Source organism: Scytonema hankhaensis NUACC26 (genome assembly GCF_045865695.1).
Lineage (GTDB): Bacteria > Cyanobacteriota > Cyanobacteriia > Cyanobacteriales > Nostocaceae > Scytonema.
Genome location: NZ_BAACAP010000095.1, coordinates 1 through 17,893 on the forward strand (window position 1 = coordinate 1; position 17,893 = coordinate 17,893).

Consider the following 17,893-nt stretch of genomic DNA (forward strand, 5'->3'; position numbering starts at 1 on the left):
TTCGATTGTTACTACATTACTTGAAGTATAGAGAAATACCTGTATTTAACTGATTCATCCCGCATTTATGCAACGCCCTGACTGCATTGACAACTACCTTAGTGCTGGCAGTAGGGGGATGGCAAGTTATGGATGGACAGACAAGTATCGGGATGTTAGTGGCGTTTCAAGCGCTATTAACAAGTTTTCAAACACCTATCAATCAGTTGATGGGATTTGGTACGACACTGCCAACCTTGGCGGGTAATATTATGCGCTTGGATGATGTGCTGGCAAATGATACTGACCCAATGTTAGGGGGTAGGGGGAAGGGGGTAGGGGGTAGGGAAAAGACATCTCTCTCCACTCACGATGTCCCAATTCGCCTTCAAGGACATATTGAACTGCGTAACGTCACTTTTGGATATGCTAAGGTCAATAAACCTTTGATTGAAAACTTTAGCTGTACGATTCAACCGGGACAACGAGTGGCTTTGGTGGGAGGTAGTGGCTCTGGAAAATCGACGGTTGCTAAGTTAGTTGCGGGGCTTTACGAACCTTGGTCGGGTGAGATTTTGTTTGATGGGAAACCGAGAAATGACATTAAGCGATCGGTTCTTGTTAACTCTGTTGCTACCGTTGAGCAAGAGGTGTTTTTATTTTCAGGTAGCGTGCGCGATAATTTGACTTTATGGGATACGACGGTAACTGATTCGCAACTTCGCCGTGCTTGCATTGATGCCAGAATTCAAGATGTGATTCTTGCCATACCTGGTGGTTACAATGGAGAACTGCTAGAAGGGGGCGCGAACTTGAGCGGCGGACAGCGCCAACGACTGGAAATTGCGCGATCGCTGATTCATAACCCTACAATTTTGATTCTGGATGAAGCGACAAGTGCTTTGGATGGAGAGACAGAACAGTTTATTTACAATAACTTGCGGCAACGAGGTTGTAGCTGTTTGATTGTGGCACACCGCCTCAGTTCAATTAAAGATTGTGATGAAATTGTCGTGCTGGAGCGCGGTGTTGTGGTACAACGAGGAACGCACGATCAATTAATGCAAATGGGTGGATTTTACGCTGAACTAGTTCATGGTGAGGAAGCAGAAGACAATGAGGAATAATCACACCCCAATTATGCAAGTCACACTAAAAGGTAGGGTATTAAAACCTAAATTTTCTAAAGCTATAATTGAGTTTTCAACCTCTGTATTATCAATTTTTTCTCGAGCAACTAAAGATGAAAATAAGTTATAAGCGCCTTGATACTGCTCTCCAGTATAATCAAGCCAACGATTTTGATGTGCTAATGCATCATGTAGCGCTATCACTACTTCTGTATATGGATCGCCCATACATTTATCAACCATTTCACGCATTTTCCGTATTATACTATCAGCAAAAACAGCTGAATAAGGCTTTCCTGCACATCTTGATAGTTCTTCTAAATCTGATAACAAAGATTTGGTAATGTCTGCTGCACTTACTTCTAAGACCTTTGATTCTGTATTCATAGAAAACCTCCTTGTACTTTAAAAACAGCGACGCAGAGCGGTATCAAGAATCCATAATAAAAGTTTCCTAATTTCTTAGCGCCTTAGAATTAGCAAAGGAAATGCTGATTGCGTATGCAAATCCTACTTGATGAATGTGTACCAAATGCAGTAGTCGCAGGTGAAGTTTTTGAGAAATCCGGGTTAAGGCTTTGAGCAGTAAGTGGTTGTATCGCTACAGGAAACTGAATTATTTCAGCTTTAGCTAGACGCTTCTGTAACAACTGCTGATTTATAGCAATTTTCATCCCAATGAGGTACGGCTTCATCCGCGTGCATCCGCGTGCATCTGCGGTTCCATAACTTTTTTGCATTTATGAGAGAATAAAGGGCGGTCATGGTTGGTATGGACTGCTACGCGATACGGCTGTACTCCCGTAGGCAGTTGGCTTATCGCACTTATATCGTACTGTAATTTCAAATTTGCTTGCTTGTGTTAGTTCGTTAAATATTTGGGGAAGAATGACAGAAAGCATAGAGATTAGGGAACAGAGGTGAAGTAGTTCATGGTGAGGAGCAGAAGACAATGACGAACGATCGCACCGCTCAACTGCTGGCTCCCAATGCCTATATGTTTTATCCGCCCTTCCCAGAGAAGAAACTGAATCTACTGACGCTGTTTCAGTATTCCCTGCGCGGTCGAGTCCGGGAGCTTACAACTATTGTAGTCTTGGGAATTGCCGGAGCATTAGCTGGAATGGTTGTTCCCCAAGCTACGGGTATCTTGATTGATACTGCCATTCCCGATGCCGATCGCTCTTTGTTACTCCAGCTGACTCTGGGCTTACTGTCTGCTAGTTTTGGTGTAGCCATTTTCCGATTTGCTCAGGGAATTAACTTGAGCCGCTTTGAAATCTATTCCATCTTCAGCTTGCAAGCAGCTATGTGGGATCGGCTGCTCAAACTGCGGCTTGCTTTCTTCCGCCAGTATTCGTCTGGGGAAATGCTCTCCCGTGTCAATGCGATTAACCAGATTCGAGATAAGCTGGGTGCGGACAAGTTAGATATTTTGTTCAGGAGTTTGTTTTCCCTGTTGAATTTGGGACTGTTATTTGTTTACAGTCCGCCACTAGCATCTGTTGCTGCTGTTATTGTATTTCTGACTGTCGTCGTGACTGGTGTTGCGGGCTATTTCAAACGTCAGAAAACGACTCAGATGGAAGAACTCGAAGGGACTATTGGTGGATTGACTATCGAACTTGTGGGCGGTATTTCTAAACTCCGCACGACAGGAGCGGAGGGAAGGGCGTTTGCTTTCTGGGCAAAGCACTATCAGCAGCAACTCAAGCTGATGCGGTTGAATCAAGGGATTGAAGATGCGATCGCCACTTTTAATCTGTTACAGTCCAATTTGACTCCTATCTTGATTTTCTGGATGACTGCTAGCTTGTTGAGTCATTCACAAACCGGTAGCTTATCGACGGGAACTTTTTTAGCATTCAATACGGCGTTTGCTAGTTTTATTACAGGGGTGACAACCCTGAGCAATACACTGATAGATATGTTGGAAATTGGGGTGTTGTGGTCACACGCCAAACCAATTGTAGACGAATTGCCAGAGGTGGATTTAAAGGGTGCCGATCCGGGAAGGCTTTCTGGATATGTCAAGTTAGACCACGTGACGTTTCGTTATAGAGAAGATGGACCGTTGAATCTAGATGATGTGACAATTGAGGCAAAGCCCGGAGAGTTCATTGCTTTTGTTGGTCCCTCTGGTAGCGGTAAGTCTACAACTCTGCGGATGTTATTGGGTTTTGATGTTCCGGAACAGGGTACTGTGTACTATGACGGACAAGATTTGTCGGGGTTAGATGTTTCTGCGGTACGCCGTCAATTGGGAGTGGTGCTGCAAAATGGACGCATTAATAGTGAAACTGTGTTTGAAAATATTAGTGGTGGCGCATTGATTAGCATGGAGGAAGCTTGGGAAGCAGCGCGGGTGGCGGGGTTTGCTCTTGATGTGGAAAATATGCCCATGAGGATGCATACAGTAATATCAGAAGGGGGTGCAAATTTATCAGGTGGACAGCGACAGAGGTTGCTGATTGCGCGTGCTTTGGTATTGAAGCCCAGGATTATCTTTTTTGATGAGGCGACGAGTGCGCTCGATAACCGTACCCAGGCAATAGTGAGTGAGAGTTTAGATAAGTTGAAGGTGACAAGGATTGCGATCGCTCACCGTTTGAGTACAATTCGTAATGCTGACCGGATTTATGCGCTCGAGGCGGGAAGAGTGGTGCAGCACTCTTACGTTTGAGGAGTTAGCTTCTCAGGAGGGGATGTTTGCGAAACTGATGGCGAAACAAGGGAAAACTCATGACATGACTAACAGATAATGCCACAAGGCACGTTTGATGAATTTATGCAGCGAAAGGGATTCTTTTCAAAGTTGATTTTAGAACAAATGGATTGAGTCCTATACTAGTCCTGGTTGCTACTCACTAGTTTTAGGTTTTTGAGCGAAGGAGTACGGTTCTGTAATGAGGGTGTTACATTGCAGCGCTTTTAGGGAACTCTTTATAAGGAGAGTCACTCAGTTCAACTAAACTTCCATAACTTTTTTACATTCATCAGAGAATAAAGAGCGGTCATGGTTGGGTATGGGCTGCTACGCGATACGTCTGTACTCCCCTAGGCAGTTGGCGTATCGCACTTATATCGTACTGTAATTTCAAATTTGATTGCTTGTGTTAGTTCGTCAAATATTTGGGGAAGAATGACAGAAAGCATAGAAATTAGGGAACAGGGGTGAACTGGTTGATAGTGAGGAGCAGAAGAAAATGAGGAACGATCGCACGGCTTTAAATGAAACCAAAGTTCTTCGTCAAGGTGAGGTATTGTTGCTGGATGACCCGCAGCAGGTATAGATGATTGAGTCGGGTTCAGTGGCGGTGTTCGTTAGCCAACTTCAAAGTGGTAGCTTGCAAGGATCTCGACAGTACCTGTTTACAGCAGAGGTTGGTGAAGCGCTGTTTGGATTTCCCACCAGTTTCTCGGATTCATCCATATTTGAGAGTACCAACGTTTTGTGTATCCTGGCAGTTCCTCTCACAGATTCAACGCTACTGCACTTCCATCGCTCAGAATTCGATCGCAATTCCTTCCCCAGTTCCACTGTAACTGCTTGGTTCAAACAGTTGAGTTCCGTGTTTCATCTCCTTCGTTTGAAAGTGCGATGGCAGCAATTCTCAAATTTTGGCTTCCAATTCGCAAAGGAATTGTCGGGTGTCAGTTAGCCTTTTCTTCTTTCTCGTAATCCTCATCGAGTTCTGCAAGTCCAGTAATGACAACGGGTGGTCGATCCGGAAATTCTACAATTATTTGAAGCTTTATTTACGAGAGCTATTGCTAGCAATTACTTTAGGTTGATTCAACTCACTGAGGCTACTGATTTTAAACGGGCTACTATTGCTGTAGTTTGACTCACCTTGCTAATAGAGTAACAACCCCGTCAAAAGCAAGCGCAATTTTCATTACTTGAGTGCGATCGTAAAGAAGGCTGTAATCGTCTCTCCTTAAATCAATAGTCCTTACCTCACTAAAATTCAGAAAGTTTAGTTTCGGGGTATTCAACAAGCTTTTGTAGGATTTCCTGATAGTAACTTAACAGGTGCTCAATGCTTTCATTAGTGAACAAAACTGTACTATACAATAGAGCAATTTCAATGATTTGAGAATCTTCATTCGGCAAATAGACATAAAGTTCTAGAGGGATATCTTTGTCCCAGAGTTGGTCTTTAGAAGAACTTGTTACCAGTTCTTTAACCTCTAAGCTTGAGCTTTTCCAATATTCGACTGGAGGAACCATAGTAACGCTTGCAGAAGGAGTAAAATTTTTAATTCTGCCGAGCGCGTCAATGATTTTTTGTAAAGGAATTTCTTTATTCTCAAGCGCTTCACTGAGTGTTTCTTTGAGCTGCTTTAAAAGAACTAGTCCTGTTTGTTCGTCATCAAGCTGCGATCGCAAAATTACGTCATTAATAAAACAACCGAGCAATTTTTCGGTTTCTGGCATACTTCGATTACCAATAGTCGCCACCATTAGAATGTCGCTTTGTTTGCTCCATTTGAACAAAAGGAGCTTTAGAGCAGCAATAATGATGGCGGAGGTAGTAACTCCCTGAGAGCGGCCTAGGGCTTCAATTGATGCGACAAGTTTTTCTCTCAAAACTAGAGAATAGGAAGATGAGCGTTGGATGTGGGGATTGAACTTTGGCTGTTCTTTTGGTAGGATATCTTGGGGTTGTGAGGTGTCAGCTAGCTTTTGAAGCCAATAAGAAAGTTGCTTTTCCAGTACCTCTTCATTAAATTGTTTCCGCTGCCAGAGAGTAAAATCAGCGTATTGCAATGGCAATTCCGAAAGTGGAGAAGGCAAGCCATCGGAGAAAACGTTATATAGCGTTTCTAACTCTTGAACAAAGATACCAATTGACCAGCCATCCGTGATAATGTGGTGCATCGGTATTAACAGCCAATGCTCTTCTGGAGCTAACCGCAGCAACGTTGTCTTCATTAATGGACCGTCTTCAAGGTCAAAATGGTAATCTGCTTCTTCAGCAGCAAGTCTTTGAGCTGAAGCTTCTCGCTCGGTAGGAGGTAGGTCTTGTAAGTCTATTTTCTCTAACGGTAGGGTCAAGGATGGGGCAATGACCTGCACGGGTTGACCCTCTACAACAGTGAAGGTAGTACGCAGAATGGAGTGACGGCGGATAATCTCGTTGATGCTCTTTTCCAACACTTCTGGAGAAAGGGTTCCTATGAAACGTAAAGCAACACCGCTGTTACAGAGAGAACTGTCAGGATTCAACTGCTGGACATACCAGATATACTCTTGTGCAACAGACAACGGGATAAGGGCGTTTTCTCTCTGATGGGCGAGAGGTGGTAGGGTGTTAAATTTCTTACAGCTTGAAGATTGCTCCTGTGACTCAACAGAACGTATAGTTTCTATTACCTTACTCAGGGAAGCGATGGTGGGTAATTCAAACAGATGGCGCAAAGCAAGTTCAATAGAAAGAGCTTCTTGAATGCGAGAGATAACAGAGGTGGCTATCAGGGAATGTCCTCCCAATTCAAAGAAATTGTCGTTAATACTTACCTGTTGTAGTCCCAAAACTTTAGCCCAGATAGCTGCTAGGATTTTTTCCGTCGGCTTAGTTGGTGCAATAAAATTATCTTCCTGTTCCTTGTGGGAGCATAGAGGTGCAGGTAAAGCGCGACGGTCTACTTTACCATTGGGTGTTAGCGGCAAGGACTCCAAAGTTACAAAAGCGCTTGGTACCATGTAGTCTGGCAGTTGCTCTTTTAAGAAGCGACGCAGATCACTAGTTGTGGGTGCTTCTTCCTGATGGGGGACAACATAAGCTACTAATTGCTTGTCGCCTGTAGGGTTAACTCTTGCTATGACTACAGTCTCTCTTACACCAGGATGCTGACTCAGCACCGCTTCAATTTCGCCCAGTTCGATGCGGAAGCCGCGAATCTTTACTTGATTGTCAAGGCGACAGATGTATTCAATATTACCATTACTTAGGTAGCGAACTTTGTCTCCGGTTTTGTAGAGGCGCTCACCTAGCTCATTGCCCAAGGAGTTGGGGATAAATTTCTCCTGGGTTAAATTGGGACGGTTGAGGTAACCTCGCGCTAGTCCTGCACCACCAATATGCAACTCACCCGAAACGCCTATGGGTACGGGCTGTTGATATCGATCTAATATGTAGGTTTGGACATTCCAAATCGGACGACCGATCGGCACTTGAGTTGATGCTGGATTGGCTGCCGAGCAATTATATATTGTTGCTCCTACAGTGGACTCTGTAGGGCCGTAATTATTCACCAAGCGCACTCGCTGTCCTACAAACTCATGCCAAGTTTTTAATCGTTCGGGAAGTGCTTTTTCTCCGCCAATGATTACCAAGCGTAATGATGGGGGGAGTGCAAAGGTTTCTTGGTGAAATCTGGCTGTAAGTTCATGCCAGTAGGCTGTTGGCAGCGCCAGTACGGTGATTTCCCAATCCCTGCACTTCTGCAAAAATACACCAATCGCATCCAGCATGGAGTCGGTACGCAATACAAGCGTCGCACCCTCTGTCAGACTGGTATAGATTTCTTCGGCACTGACATCAAAACTAATAGAGGAGAATTGTAGAATGCGATCGCACTTCTCTATCTCATACTCAATACTGACGGCATGGATGTAATTCACTAAAGACCGATGTTGAATGGTTACTCCCTTTGGTTTTCCAGTAGAGCCAGAGGTATAAATAACATAGGCTAAGTTTTTAGCATTTACGCCGCAGGCAATATTTTCCTCGCTCAAGAGAGCGATCGCCTTCCATTGTGTATCTAAGCAAACTATCTGCGCTTCACGCTGGGGCAGTCTGTTAACTAACCGTTGTTGAGTCAGCAGCACTGGCACAGCCGAGTCTTCTAGCATGAAAGCCAATCGTTCAGAGGGGTACGCGGGGTCGAGTGGAACGTAAGCGCCCCCAGCTTTCAGGATGCCTAACAGTCCTACTATGATTTCTAAGGAACGCTCGACGCAGATACCCACCAAAACTTCTGACCCTACACCCAGCGTTTTGAGGTAATGTGCTAGCTGATTTGCCCTTGCGTTCAACTCTCGGTAGGTGAGCTGTGTTCCTTCAAATACCACTGCCACAGTATCAGGACTTAGCTCTACCTGCTCCTCAAACAACTGGTGGATACACTTATCCTGAGGATATTCTTTTGTAGTATTGTTCCACTCAAAGAGCAATTGATGTCGCTCTTGTTCCGTAAGCAACGGCAATTCGGAAACTCGAGATCTGGGGTTAGCAACAATACCCTCAAGTAGGGTCTGGAAATGCCTTATCATTCGCGAGATAGTGTTGGCATCAAACAAATCAGTGTTGTACTCCAAACGAACAATAATGCCCTCTGGTCTTTCCTCTACATCAAGGGTCAGATCGAACTTGGCTGTATCGGTTTGAATATCTAGCTGATTTATAGTCCAGTCCGAATTCAAAGATGGCATTGGGGGTTGGGGAGCAAATGCCACTTGAAATAGTGGGTTTTGGCTAAGATTTCGTTCGGGTTGAAGTGTCTGTACCAACTTTTCAAAGGGTAAGTCTTCATGGGCATAAGCTCCCAAAGTTACTTGACGCACTCGTCTCAGTAGCTCTCGAAAACTAGGGTTACCAGACATATCAGTACGCAACACCAAGGTGTTGAGGAAATACCCAATAAGCCCTTCGAGTTCCGGTCTGTTGCGGTTCGCGCTGAAAGTCCCCACAACAATATCGTCCTGTCCCGTGTAGCGGTAGAGCAAGGTTTTGAATGCTGCCAGCAGGGTCATGTATAGCGTGACTCCCTCCTGCTGAGAAAGAGTTTTGAGCGCTTGTATCAGGTCAAAAGATAGTACCAAACATTGCTTTGTACCCCGAAAGGTTCCTTTCTTGGGTCGCGGATGGTCTAATGGTAGCTGTAGTACGGGCAAATCGGCTAGTTGCTGCTTCCAGTAATCTAACTGACGAGCCAAAATCTCTTGTGTCAGCCACTGCCGTTGCCAGACAGCAAAGTCAGCGTATTGTATAGGCAGTGGAGCAAGTGGCGTTAGCGTAGCGTGCCGTAGGCTTAGTCTTCCAGTAGAGAACGCTTCGTAGAGTGTCGCCAGTTCTTTGAGGAATACGCTGATTAGCGAAACACCATCAATGATAATGTGGTGAAAGGTCAGGAATAACCTGTAGTCAAAGTCCGCTAGCTGCATCAGCGTAGCTCGCAGCAGTGGCCCTGTTTTTGGGTCAAACTGCTGCTTCGCATCTATAAAGAACCAAGAGTTTTATCCTCTCCAAACCCCAAAGTCCATCTTAAAGGAATTGAGGGAGATTCACTAAATTTTGCTCTGTTGGTTTGGATAAATAAACCAGAGTCAGTTGATTCGATTAAAAGCGCTTTGTTTTTTCTAGTGGAAGCAGAGTTTCAAGAACGAGGACTCAACGATCCCCCAACGGTCGATCGCAATAACAATAATACAAGAGCGATCGCAGACGAGCGTAACCTAATTACATTATCCTCCTTAATTCACCAGTTACAAACGGTTGGGTCTAAAAACAGTTCTACTCCTGATGACTCTACTCACTCATCAACTCTCACCCTCACAAAAGATTCGCAATTTGAAACTTCTAAAACCGTCTCTAAATCTTCCAGTGCTGCAACATTACGCGATTTGTTGCGTCGTGTCAGCTACTTTGAGCATTTAACCGATATTGAATTGCGACACATTATAGAAGAAGGATACCGGAAAACACTCAACGCAGACGAAGTTATCTGCCGAGAAAACGACCCAGGAGATTCCTTCTACATTATCTTATCTGGCTCTGTAGAAGTCTTTGTTGAATCCATTGGCAAACAAGTTGCTATCCGTCAGCCAGGAGAGTTTATTGGAGAAATGTCCTTACTCATGGGAACTCCCCGTACAGCAACATTGCGTACAAAAGAGGAGACAACGTTGTTCGTTGTCGAGCGCACTAACCTCCAAAGCTTGTTAAAAAAACATCAAGAATTAGCCGACAAAATTTCTGAAGAATTATCCCAACGCCAAGAAACATTAGGGCGTTTAGGCATTAAATTGGACAGCGCAAATAAAGAAGAGACACCCTTCATTCAAATTCGCAAAAGAATCCAAGCAATTTTCGGCATTTAAATTCTGACTGCTACAAAAAATTATACTCACTTCTAAAATGAATCCAACATTACCAACTCAAGATAACCATTACCCACGCTTTTTCCAACAGCTTCCTGCAAACATCCTCTCCAATCTAATGGTGCCACTAGCCACCATTTTCAGCACCGCTTTCTTGGGTCATCTTCAAGAAATCCATTACTTAGCAGGAGTCGCCCTAGCAGGAAACCTACTCAGCTTCCTCTTCCTACTTTTAGTCTCCTTGCGGATGGGAACCACTGGGCTAACAGCTCAAGCAGTGGGAAGAGAAGACCGGGAAGAAATATTACTAATAGGATTGCGGAATAGCATGCTTGCTTTATGGCTTGGTATTGCTTTAATCATCTTACAGTATCCCCTACAGATATTAGGATTAGCTTGGATAAATGCTGACCCAGATGTCATAGCTGCTGCAATTAATTATTTCAACGCCTATATTTGGGGTTCCCCAGCTATTTTAATCAACCTTGTCTTGCTCGGTTGGTTTTTGGGAAGAGAAAAAAACGGTACAGTTTTACTGTTATCGTTTATGAGTAGTGCCGTCAATATTGCCCTTGACTATTTGTTAGTTGTCCAATGGAACTATGCCAGTACGGGGGCGGGAATTTCCGCTACCATCAGCCAGTATCTCATTCTGTTATTGGGACTAATTCTTGTGTTTCAAGAAGTTAGTTGGCAAGAAGTACGAGCCTTAGCTGGAAAAATTTGGCAACCTGAAGCTTTGAAATCTACCTTCACCTTAAATAACAACATTTTTATTAACAATCTCATTTTTTTCCTAGCTATGGTTATTTTCAATTATCAAGGAGTAGGGCTGGGAACAACCACTTACACAGAAAATGCCTTATTGTTAGAAATAGTCTATTTAAATGCTTTTTTAGCAGAAGGAGTGGGATTTGGAGTAGAAACACTGAGCGGAAATTCTACAGGAAAAGGAACGGACGAACAATTAGCGCCTCTCGTGAGTATTGCTGTAGTTACTAGCCTGTTAATGGGAATTGCTCTAGCTGGATTTGCTATTTTATTTCCCAATACTCTCTTTGGTTTGTTCACTAACCATAGCGAAGTCACAGAACTAGTTAGCATTTATGTTTTCTGGTTGCTACCTATTCTAGGATTGACTTCCATTGCCTTTGTTTTAGAAGCCTACTTTTTAGGCTTAACAGAAGGAGAGACTGTCCGTAATGTGAGCTTAGTCGCCTTTGTCATAGGATTTGCACCTACAATTTTTACAGCGTATCACTTTCACAGCAACCATATTTTGTGGTTGGCATTGTGTTTGTTCCTAGCAGCAAGAATAGTTGGTTTTGGAGTACACTTGCCAAGAACTTTTAAGACTAATATTGAGGATGGTCATCTTCCAACTTTAGAGGATGTTTGAAAAGTCATGATTGATGTATCAAATTTTTTTACCCCGTGCGATCGCAAAGCTGTCGTCAGGTAGCTCGCATCAACAACGCTCCGGAGGGCGATCGCAAAACTCTAAACGTAGAATTTATATACTAGAAGAGTAAAAACTTCCGAACACAAGCCTGTTTTATGCCGTCTCCATTTCCGGGAATGAACCCTTATCTTGAAAATCCCGAATTATGGCCAGAAGTACATCATCGATTGATTAGTGCGATCGCTAATGCAATCGAGTCAAACCTGAGCCAAGACTACTGGGTGGCAATTGAGAAGAGAGTTTATACCAGCGTACCGGAAGATGCGGTATTAGTTGGGATTCCCGATGCATCAGTGGTATCCAAGTCTAGTAGTCGTCAATCTACTACCACCCTAACAACTGCATCCGATTCATCTATCACTGTCATGCTACCAATTCCCGAAGAAATTCGAGAAAGTTATTTGGAAATTCGGGATATTGCAACAGGAGCAGTCATTACAGCAATTGAGGTTTTATCCCCAACAAACAAGCGTCCTGGTAAAGGACGCGATACTTATGAAAAAAAACGCAATGCTGTTCTAGAGAGCGCAACCCATTTGGTGGAGATAGATTTATTGCGGGAAGGAACGCCAATGGAAATGGTGGGTAACGTTCCTCAGTCACACTACCGAATTTTAGTCAGTCGCGCCCCACAACGTCCAAGAGCGCAACTGTATGGGTTTAATCTTCAGCAAACAATTCCCACATTCCCACTCCCGTTAAAGCCAAAAGAGGCAGAACTGTCAGTCGATTTGCAAAGCTTGCTGTTACAAATTTACAACCAGGCGCGATACGATTTAGCGATCGATTATCACCAAGACCCCATTCCACCTTTACAGGAAGCAGATCGTATTTGGGCAAATGAGCTTTTTAGCTAGCTTTAGTAGGGTGATATTCGATCGCTAACCAAATACAGTCTGTATCGGCATAGTATTGATGCCAAGGATAGACATATTTCTGATTTTCCTCAACCTGGCAAAAAGGAACAGATGTGGTATAGCCCGGACTCATTAACACATCTTCGTAGAGGGAGTTGAATGCTTTAACTTTAAATTTTTGCATTCTTCCTTGACCAAAGATTTGGGTATGAAGTTCAATAAAGTCATGCTGGTTATGGATGATACAATCAGAATTAGAAGGAGCAAACCATAAGTTAATCTTAACGGAAAACCTTTCTTTTTGCTGAAACGTACTCGATTGTTTGGTCATCAAATACGGATCGAGTTCTACGATTCCCGCCTCATCCTTGGGAGAACGCCACAGTGGTACATCTTTAGGAAAATTATCAAGATTACCTAATAAGTTCCAGTCTTTTTCAGAGATGATCTTGCCAATGTTGTTAGTTTCAACTATTTCAAGCAAAAGTAAAGATTCTGCTTTTTGGATAATAATATCTTTGAGAATAGTGGATGAAAAAGCGGGAATAATACTGGCAGGAACTTCACTGAGGTGAGCATCTGAAGCTTGGGGATTGATGACGATAGTACGGTTTTGAATGGGATAATTTTCCACGTTTTCCACGTACTTCGCATCTATGTAAGCACCTGAAAAATTAAGCCGTTTAATTTTGTTAACTTCCATTTGTTTTTGAGATTAAGTTAAACGACAGATTGACGGGACTGTAGCTAAGCGCGATCGCACTCTAGTTCGTCTGCTATAATGCAAGTCCACTAGTTAGAGACTGACATCTTGCACCTCCCTTGTGGAAGGAAACTTTTTATAGCAGTTTGGTAGTAATAAAGGAGATTATACTCAAGAACGCGCTCGATTGCTTGAAGGAATAACTATGGATGATATTTTGGCGCAGATTCAAGAAAATCGGGAAAGAAGACAATCTGATACTTAGTATAACATCATGTACTATCGACTACTTCCTAAACTCTCGCTGCATAGGGATTACTCCCTTTCCGTTCTAAAATTACCGATTTTTGTAGGGTGGGCTATGCCCTACAAAGCGCGAATCTACGGCATAGCCCCACCTACGTGTGTAGGTAATCTTCTTGCGGGAAGGGAGTAGTTGTTAAGAAATCAAGAAATTTTTATTATGGTTACGTTACCGAACATAATATTTGATGAGAAACTAGCTTGTAGCTCAAACTTCTTCAAAGTATGTCAAATTTTTTAATGGTAATTTTTCCTTATCGATATGAAGATACATGGGTGTTTGATGATAAAGCTGTTGGATTAGAGAAGGAGCCATTTGTGTGTGGAATACCCCAGATGATTGACAATCTTGTGGAAAATATTCCTAATGCTGATATGGGGTTCAAACTTATATTTTCACAGAATCCCTTCCCAGGATATCAGGCAGAGCTGATTCACTCACAGGAGGAGTATGGCGGACACTGGTATCGCTGGCAAGAGAAAGAAAAAGAAGGATGGTTATGTCCAGCTTTATTTAGATACTTTAATTTAGTTCCAAACAAAATTTATTGCAAAGCTGAAAAGCTTAGTAGGAAATAACATTAATCATGTCAAATACGATAAGTATTTTTACTGGACTTTACTCTTTGATATTATCATTAATTAAAACCTCATATAAGCGTTCATTAAGTTCTGTATCAACTTGACTAACATCCTGCCATTCTTGACTGAAGTGAACCAATCTTTTCGCTTCATCTAAAGAGATTTTTTTAATTTCTTTTAGTAGAACAATCGACTGAGTTTTTGAACATCCATGTTTTCTTAAAAAGCTAAGGATAAACTCTAAATTTTTACCTTCTGCTAGCATCTGCCGAGAAGATTCAACTAATAATTTTGTACTTTCCATCAATTTTCTCCTAATTTTATCTTCAAATTTTTGTTAGGTCGATATCTACCACATTTTTTCCTAAATTAGCCCTACTAACTCGTTTCCCAGTAATTTGTAATCTGTCAAACCCAGTAGCTTTTACCTCTTGTACCAATTGATTTTTTAACTCTAGTACTTCTCTAGTTGATAATTCAAGCCTCCGAACATCTTTTGGAAAGATAGATATATTTTTAAGCTTAAGTGTTTTTCCTTCAATACTTACCTCTGCTGCCACTTCTAAAGAACCTTTAGAAGTGGCAAATTCCTTTAAAAGAACTTCTTCATCTTCAAACCCACTAAAATTACTAGGATTGTTCTGCATTATGTACCAGAATACCTGTAATAAAATTTATAACAGGCAATTTACCAAAATGGGTGCTCCCATTATTATAGTCAGGCGATCGCACCACAGTATAAAGAAAATTAACGAAAAACCTTATTTATACGTCCTACTTTTATTTATTCTGAGCCTAAAACTATTTTTCTTTTTAATGCTTTGATTTTGTTGACTTTGAACTTAATCGTCATCTGAATCAGAAAATAAAGATTCTAAATCTCGATAACCATTCACTACGTGAACTACATCAATTCCATCTTCTCTAGGATAATAAAATATTAGATAGTCTTTAAAAACGAATCCTCGTAAATTAGGCGCAAGTCTTTCATAACTTTTCCCCATATTTGGGAAATCAGCAACTAACTTGCATTTTTTGCGAATTTCATCGAAAAGCTTGCTAGCAGCTTTAGAGTTAGTGCGAGCAATATACTCACAAATTTCATCTAAATCTTGGATTGCTTCATCCGAAAAAGAATAACTGCTCACTCGCCAGCCTCTTCAACAACACAGCGAATTTTTTCTTGTAATCGAGCAAAAACTATTTCACCATCCGTTACACGTCCTGCTTTTATTTGTTCTGTGCCTAAAGCTATTTTTCTTTTTAATGCTTCCAACTGATGAACTCGTATTTCTAACAATTTAACAGCTTCATTCATCACTTCATCTACACTAGTAAATTGACCGCTAGCAATTTGCGTTTGAATAAACTGTTCGTATTCGGGCTTTAAGTTAACATTCATATTTTTAACCCATATTTTTACAACTAACTGAATATTTATAATTAGTAACTGATTCTTGATTTTAACTCATATTTTGCAACATCATCTCCGCGACCCGATAACAGTGCGCTTCGATCTGCGCCAAGAACGAAAGTGCTCTCTCGGGATTATCGCGTGCGATGTAATCCCCTATCTCTTCAAGGTCGAGTGCCAATACTTGTCGGTTAAGCCGTTTTTTCCTCCCCTGCACCTCCTGCAACCCCTGCACCCCCTGCTTGTCTTCCGCGACAGTTTTCTTAACCGAGCAGTATTGGGTCGAGTGCTGCTTGAGGTGAAAAGGAAAGCTGCATTAAACCTCTTCTTGATTCGGCATCGCAGCGTATTTTGCTCTCAAGCGAGAGAACACAAGCTCAGCGTCTACGCTCGGCCCGCTCGAAATACCCTCATTTACGAGACGTCGAAGCTCATCAAGCTCAAGTGCCTCTACCTTACGCTTGAGCTTCCAGTCTCGGAGGGCCTCACGAATGACCTCGCTTGCACTCGAATACTCTCCGCTCTCAACCGCTTTCCGAACCACGGCGACCATCTCAGGTGGTAGCGCCACGCTAATTTTCTCTACCGTTGCCATAGAAAACCTCCATAAAAGGCTTCTTTTATGGTAGCAATTATTCCTACCGCAAGCAAGATCCTCCTTGAGAACAGTCCATCCCTAACCCCTACCCCCTCATGACTGAAGTCCACTCCACTCACGCAAAAATGGTAGCAAAAATGTAATCGGCGCTTGTTCTTCAACTTTCACCCGTACTGCTGTTGTCGTTCCTGGCGTCAACTTCATACTCGGTCCTTTGGATGATGACCACTTATAGCCACTCATATTGCCTTTTTCTGGCAATAACTCAGCACTAACCTCCACTTTAGCAGTCTTACTCGTTAGCGTATCTGCCAATTCTGCATTGCCCACCTTTGCTGCTGCTCTTGTTGACATAACTGGGTACGCAGATACAGATTTTACCGTTGCAACAATACCCCCAAACCGCTCTCGTTTGACAGTATCCGGCGTAATTTGAATCTGCATTCCCGGCTTGATACGTTTCCCATCCTTCACATCAAAGTAAGCTATCCCTGTTAACTGAGGTGTTCCTGATGCTTGAGTTTGCAAAGTACCAAGCCGCGTACCGGGATTCACAACTTGTCCGATCGCACCACTCACTTCCAAAATACAACCAGATTGCGGTGCGCGAATCAAACTACGCTCTTGAATTTGCTGTTCCATTTGAGCCATCGTGCGATCGACCTCTGCAATCTCGTTTTTCTTAGCATTCGCAGCTTGTAAATTATCTTGTTCCAAGCGTTTGCTTCGAGTCTCTAATTCTTGTAGCTGGGCTTGAAGTTCGGAAATAGAAGAGCGATTTTCTCGAAAAGATTTTTCAATCGTAATCTTTTGGCTATTAAGTTGTTGCAATTGAGCTTGAAAATCGGAAATGGAAGAGCGGTTTTCTCGAAAAGATTTTTCCACTGCAATTTCCTTACTATTTAATTCTTTCAACTGAGCTTGAATACTGGAAATTTTATTGTAATGTTCTCGATAAGCATCTTCCGCCTCCAAAATGAGATCTGTGGGAATTGCACCTTGAGTTAGAAGTTGCTTTCGAGTTTCAAGCCTCTTTTTCAGCACAGGCTCTAACTCATAAATATCCTGAAGGCGTTCTTGAAGAGCGCGTCTTTGCTGTCCGATTGCGCTTAATTCTCGTTTTTTTGTAACTGAGGCTAACGCTTCTGTATCTTGAATGCGTTGTTGCAGAGTTTGGCGTTGCTGTCCGAGAGTCACTAATGCTTGACCCTTTAAAACCCCAGAAGTAGCTCGAACATCTTGTAGACGTTGGTTCAGACTCGCACGGGTGGCTGCGATCGCCTCTCGTTCTACTTGCGTGCGCTGTGCTTGAAGTACATTACTGTTAGCAGCTTGTGCTATCAACTGCTGACGTTTAGCTTGTTGGAGTTTGAGTTCTTGTTTTAACTCAGTCGGTTCGATAGTTGCTAAGACTTCCCCTTTTTTCACGCACTGATTATCCGTTATCGATAGAGTCTCTAACTGTCCTGCAATTGGTGATTGTAGCTCGACAACACGTTGCGGTGAAATCAGTACTCCCATCCCGGTTACAGTGACAGGAATTCTACCGACAACACTCCAAACGAGCGCGATCGCTGTAAATCCACCCACCGCTATTACCGGGATAAAGTCTTTGGGTTTGACCACTTGCATGAGTTGGTCAAGGCGTTCTGGGGAAGCAAGCTGTTCTGAAGAATTCATAGGATTTTAGGGGTTAGGGGGTAGGGGTTAGGGGTTAGGGATTTGGGGTTAGAGGTTAGAGGCTGGGGATTTGGGG

At 42.8% G+C, this 17,893-nt stretch carries 17 protein-coding genes; 7 read left to right on the plus strand and 10 right to left on the minus strand.

What is annotated here, in order from left to right; genetic code table 11:
• Window positions 1-86: 86 nt before the first annotated feature.
• Window positions 87-1,106: an ATP-binding cassette domain-containing protein gene (locus ACKTT2_RS03840; protein WP_407884154.1), complete on the plus strand. Its 1,020-nt coding sequence runs from the start codon at window positions 87-89 to the stop codon at window positions 1,104-1,106.
• On the opposite strand, the gene ACKTT2_RS03845 is transcribed toward ACKTT2_RS03840, so the two are convergent.
• Both ACKTT2_RS03845 and ACKTT2_RS03850 read right to left on the minus strand, forming a co-directional pair.
• Complete coding sequence (locus ACKTT2_RS03845) at window positions 1,107-1,496, minus strand: hypothetical protein (RefSeq protein ID WP_407884156.1); 390 nt, start codon at window positions 1,494-1,496, stop codon at window positions 1,107-1,109.
• Window positions 1,497-1,736: 240 nt separating this feature from the next.
• Window positions 1,737-1,874, minus strand: a complete 138-nt coding sequence (locus tag ACKTT2_RS03850) for a hypothetical protein (protein ID WP_407884158.1) — start codon at window positions 1,872-1,874, stop codon at window positions 1,737-1,739.
• Between the two features lie 187 nt (window positions 1,875-2,061).
• On the opposite strand from ACKTT2_RS03850, the gene ACKTT2_RS03855 reads away from it, so the two are divergent.
• Entirely contained in the window at window positions 2,062-3,792 is a 1,731-nt protein-coding gene (locus tag ACKTT2_RS03855; RefSeq protein WP_407884160.1) for an NHLP bacteriocin export ABC transporter permease/ATPase subunit, read from the plus strand.
• Between the two features lie 610 nt (window positions 3,793-4,402).
• Window positions 4,403-4,771, plus strand: coding sequence for a hypothetical protein (locus ACKTT2_RS03860; protein ID WP_407884162.1), 369 nt, complete (start codon window positions 4,403-4,405; stop codon window positions 4,769-4,771).
• Window positions 4,772-5,073: 302 nt separating this feature from the next.
• Here ACKTT2_RS03860 and ACKTT2_RS03865 read toward each other — a convergent pair whose 3' ends face one another.
• Window positions 5,074-9,339, minus strand: coding sequence for a non-ribosomal peptide synthetase (locus ACKTT2_RS03865; RefSeq protein WP_407884185.1), 4,266 nt, complete (start codon window positions 9,337-9,339; stop codon window positions 5,074-5,076).
• A gap of 51 nt (window positions 9,340-9,390) precedes the next feature.
• Here ACKTT2_RS03865 and ACKTT2_RS03870 point away from each other — a divergent pair, with 51 nt between their 5' ends.
• The 3 genes from ACKTT2_RS03870 (at window position 9,391) to ACKTT2_RS03880 (ending at window position 12,537) form a co-directional block, all read left to right on the plus strand.
• Entirely contained in the window at window positions 9,391-10,218 is an 828-nt protein-coding gene (locus ACKTT2_RS03870) for a cyclic nucleotide-binding domain-containing protein (RefSeq protein WP_407884187.1), read from the plus strand.
• Between the two features lie 37 nt (window positions 10,219-10,255).
• Complete coding sequence (gntT, locus tag ACKTT2_RS03875; protein WP_407884164.1) at window positions 10,256-11,617, plus strand: guanitoxin biosynthesis MATE family efflux transporter GntT; 1,362 nt, start codon at window positions 10,256-10,258, stop codon at window positions 11,615-11,617.
• A 158-nt stretch (window positions 11,618-11,775) separates the two neighbouring features.
• Window positions 11,776-12,537 (plus strand): DUF4058 family protein, encoded by a 762-nt coding sequence (locus ACKTT2_RS03880; protein ID WP_407884166.1) that lies wholly within the window; start codon window positions 11,776-11,778, stop codon window positions 12,535-12,537.
• Here the strand turns inward: ACKTT2_RS03880 and ACKTT2_RS03885 are convergent.
• Window positions 12,530-13,240 carry a hypothetical protein gene (locus ACKTT2_RS03885; protein ID WP_407884168.1) on the minus strand — a complete coding sequence of 237 codons (711 nt, stop codon included), beginning with the start codon at window positions 13,238-13,240 and terminating at the stop codon, window positions 12,530-12,532. The two genes, ACKTT2_RS03880 and ACKTT2_RS03885, sit on opposite strands and share 8 nt — an antisense overlap.
• Window positions 13,241-13,768: 528 nt before the next feature.
• Between ACKTT2_RS03885 and ACKTT2_RS03890 the strand changes: the two genes are divergently transcribed.
• A complete protein-coding gene (locus ACKTT2_RS03890) occupies window positions 13,769-14,122 on the plus strand; it encodes a DUF6717 family protein (RefSeq protein ID WP_407884170.1) in 354 nt (117 codons plus the stop codon).
• A gap of 40 nt (window positions 14,123-14,162) precedes the next feature.
• On the opposite strand, the gene ACKTT2_RS03895 is transcribed toward ACKTT2_RS03890, so the two are convergent.
• The 6 genes from ACKTT2_RS03895 to ACKTT2_RS03920 form a co-directional block, all read right to left on the minus strand.
• Window positions 14,163-14,429, minus strand: a complete 267-nt coding sequence (locus ACKTT2_RS03895; RefSeq protein ID WP_407884173.1) for a hypothetical protein — start codon at window positions 14,427-14,429, stop codon at window positions 14,163-14,165.
• 22 nt (window positions 14,430-14,451) lie between these two features.
• Entirely contained in the window at window positions 14,452-14,772 is a 321-nt protein-coding gene (locus ACKTT2_RS03900; protein ID WP_407884175.1) for a hypothetical protein, read from the minus strand.
• A gap of 195 nt (window positions 14,773-14,967) precedes the next feature.
• Entirely contained in the window at window positions 14,968-15,273 is a 306-nt protein-coding gene (locus tag ACKTT2_RS03905) for a type II toxin-antitoxin system RelE/ParE family toxin (RefSeq protein WP_407884177.1), read from the minus strand.
• Window positions 15,270-15,527, minus strand: coding sequence for a type II toxin-antitoxin system ParD family antitoxin (locus tag ACKTT2_RS03910; RefSeq protein WP_407884179.1), 258 nt, complete (start codon window positions 15,525-15,527; stop codon window positions 15,270-15,272). The genes ACKTT2_RS03905 and ACKTT2_RS03910 overlap by 4 nt, the downstream gene beginning before the upstream one ends.
• 328 nt (window positions 15,528-15,855) lie before the next feature.
• On the minus strand, window positions 15,856-16,134 hold the full coding sequence (locus ACKTT2_RS03915) for a type II toxin-antitoxin system ParD family antitoxin (RefSeq protein WP_407884181.1): 279 nt from the start codon (window positions 16,132-16,134) through the stop codon (window positions 15,856-15,858).
• Between the two features lie 96 nt (window positions 16,135-16,230).
• Window positions 16,231-17,817, minus strand: a complete 1,587-nt coding sequence (locus ACKTT2_RS03920) for an NHLP bacteriocin system secretion protein (RefSeq protein ID WP_407884183.1) — start codon at window positions 17,815-17,817, stop codon at window positions 16,231-16,233.
• Window positions 17,818-17,893: the final 76 nt, after the last annotated feature.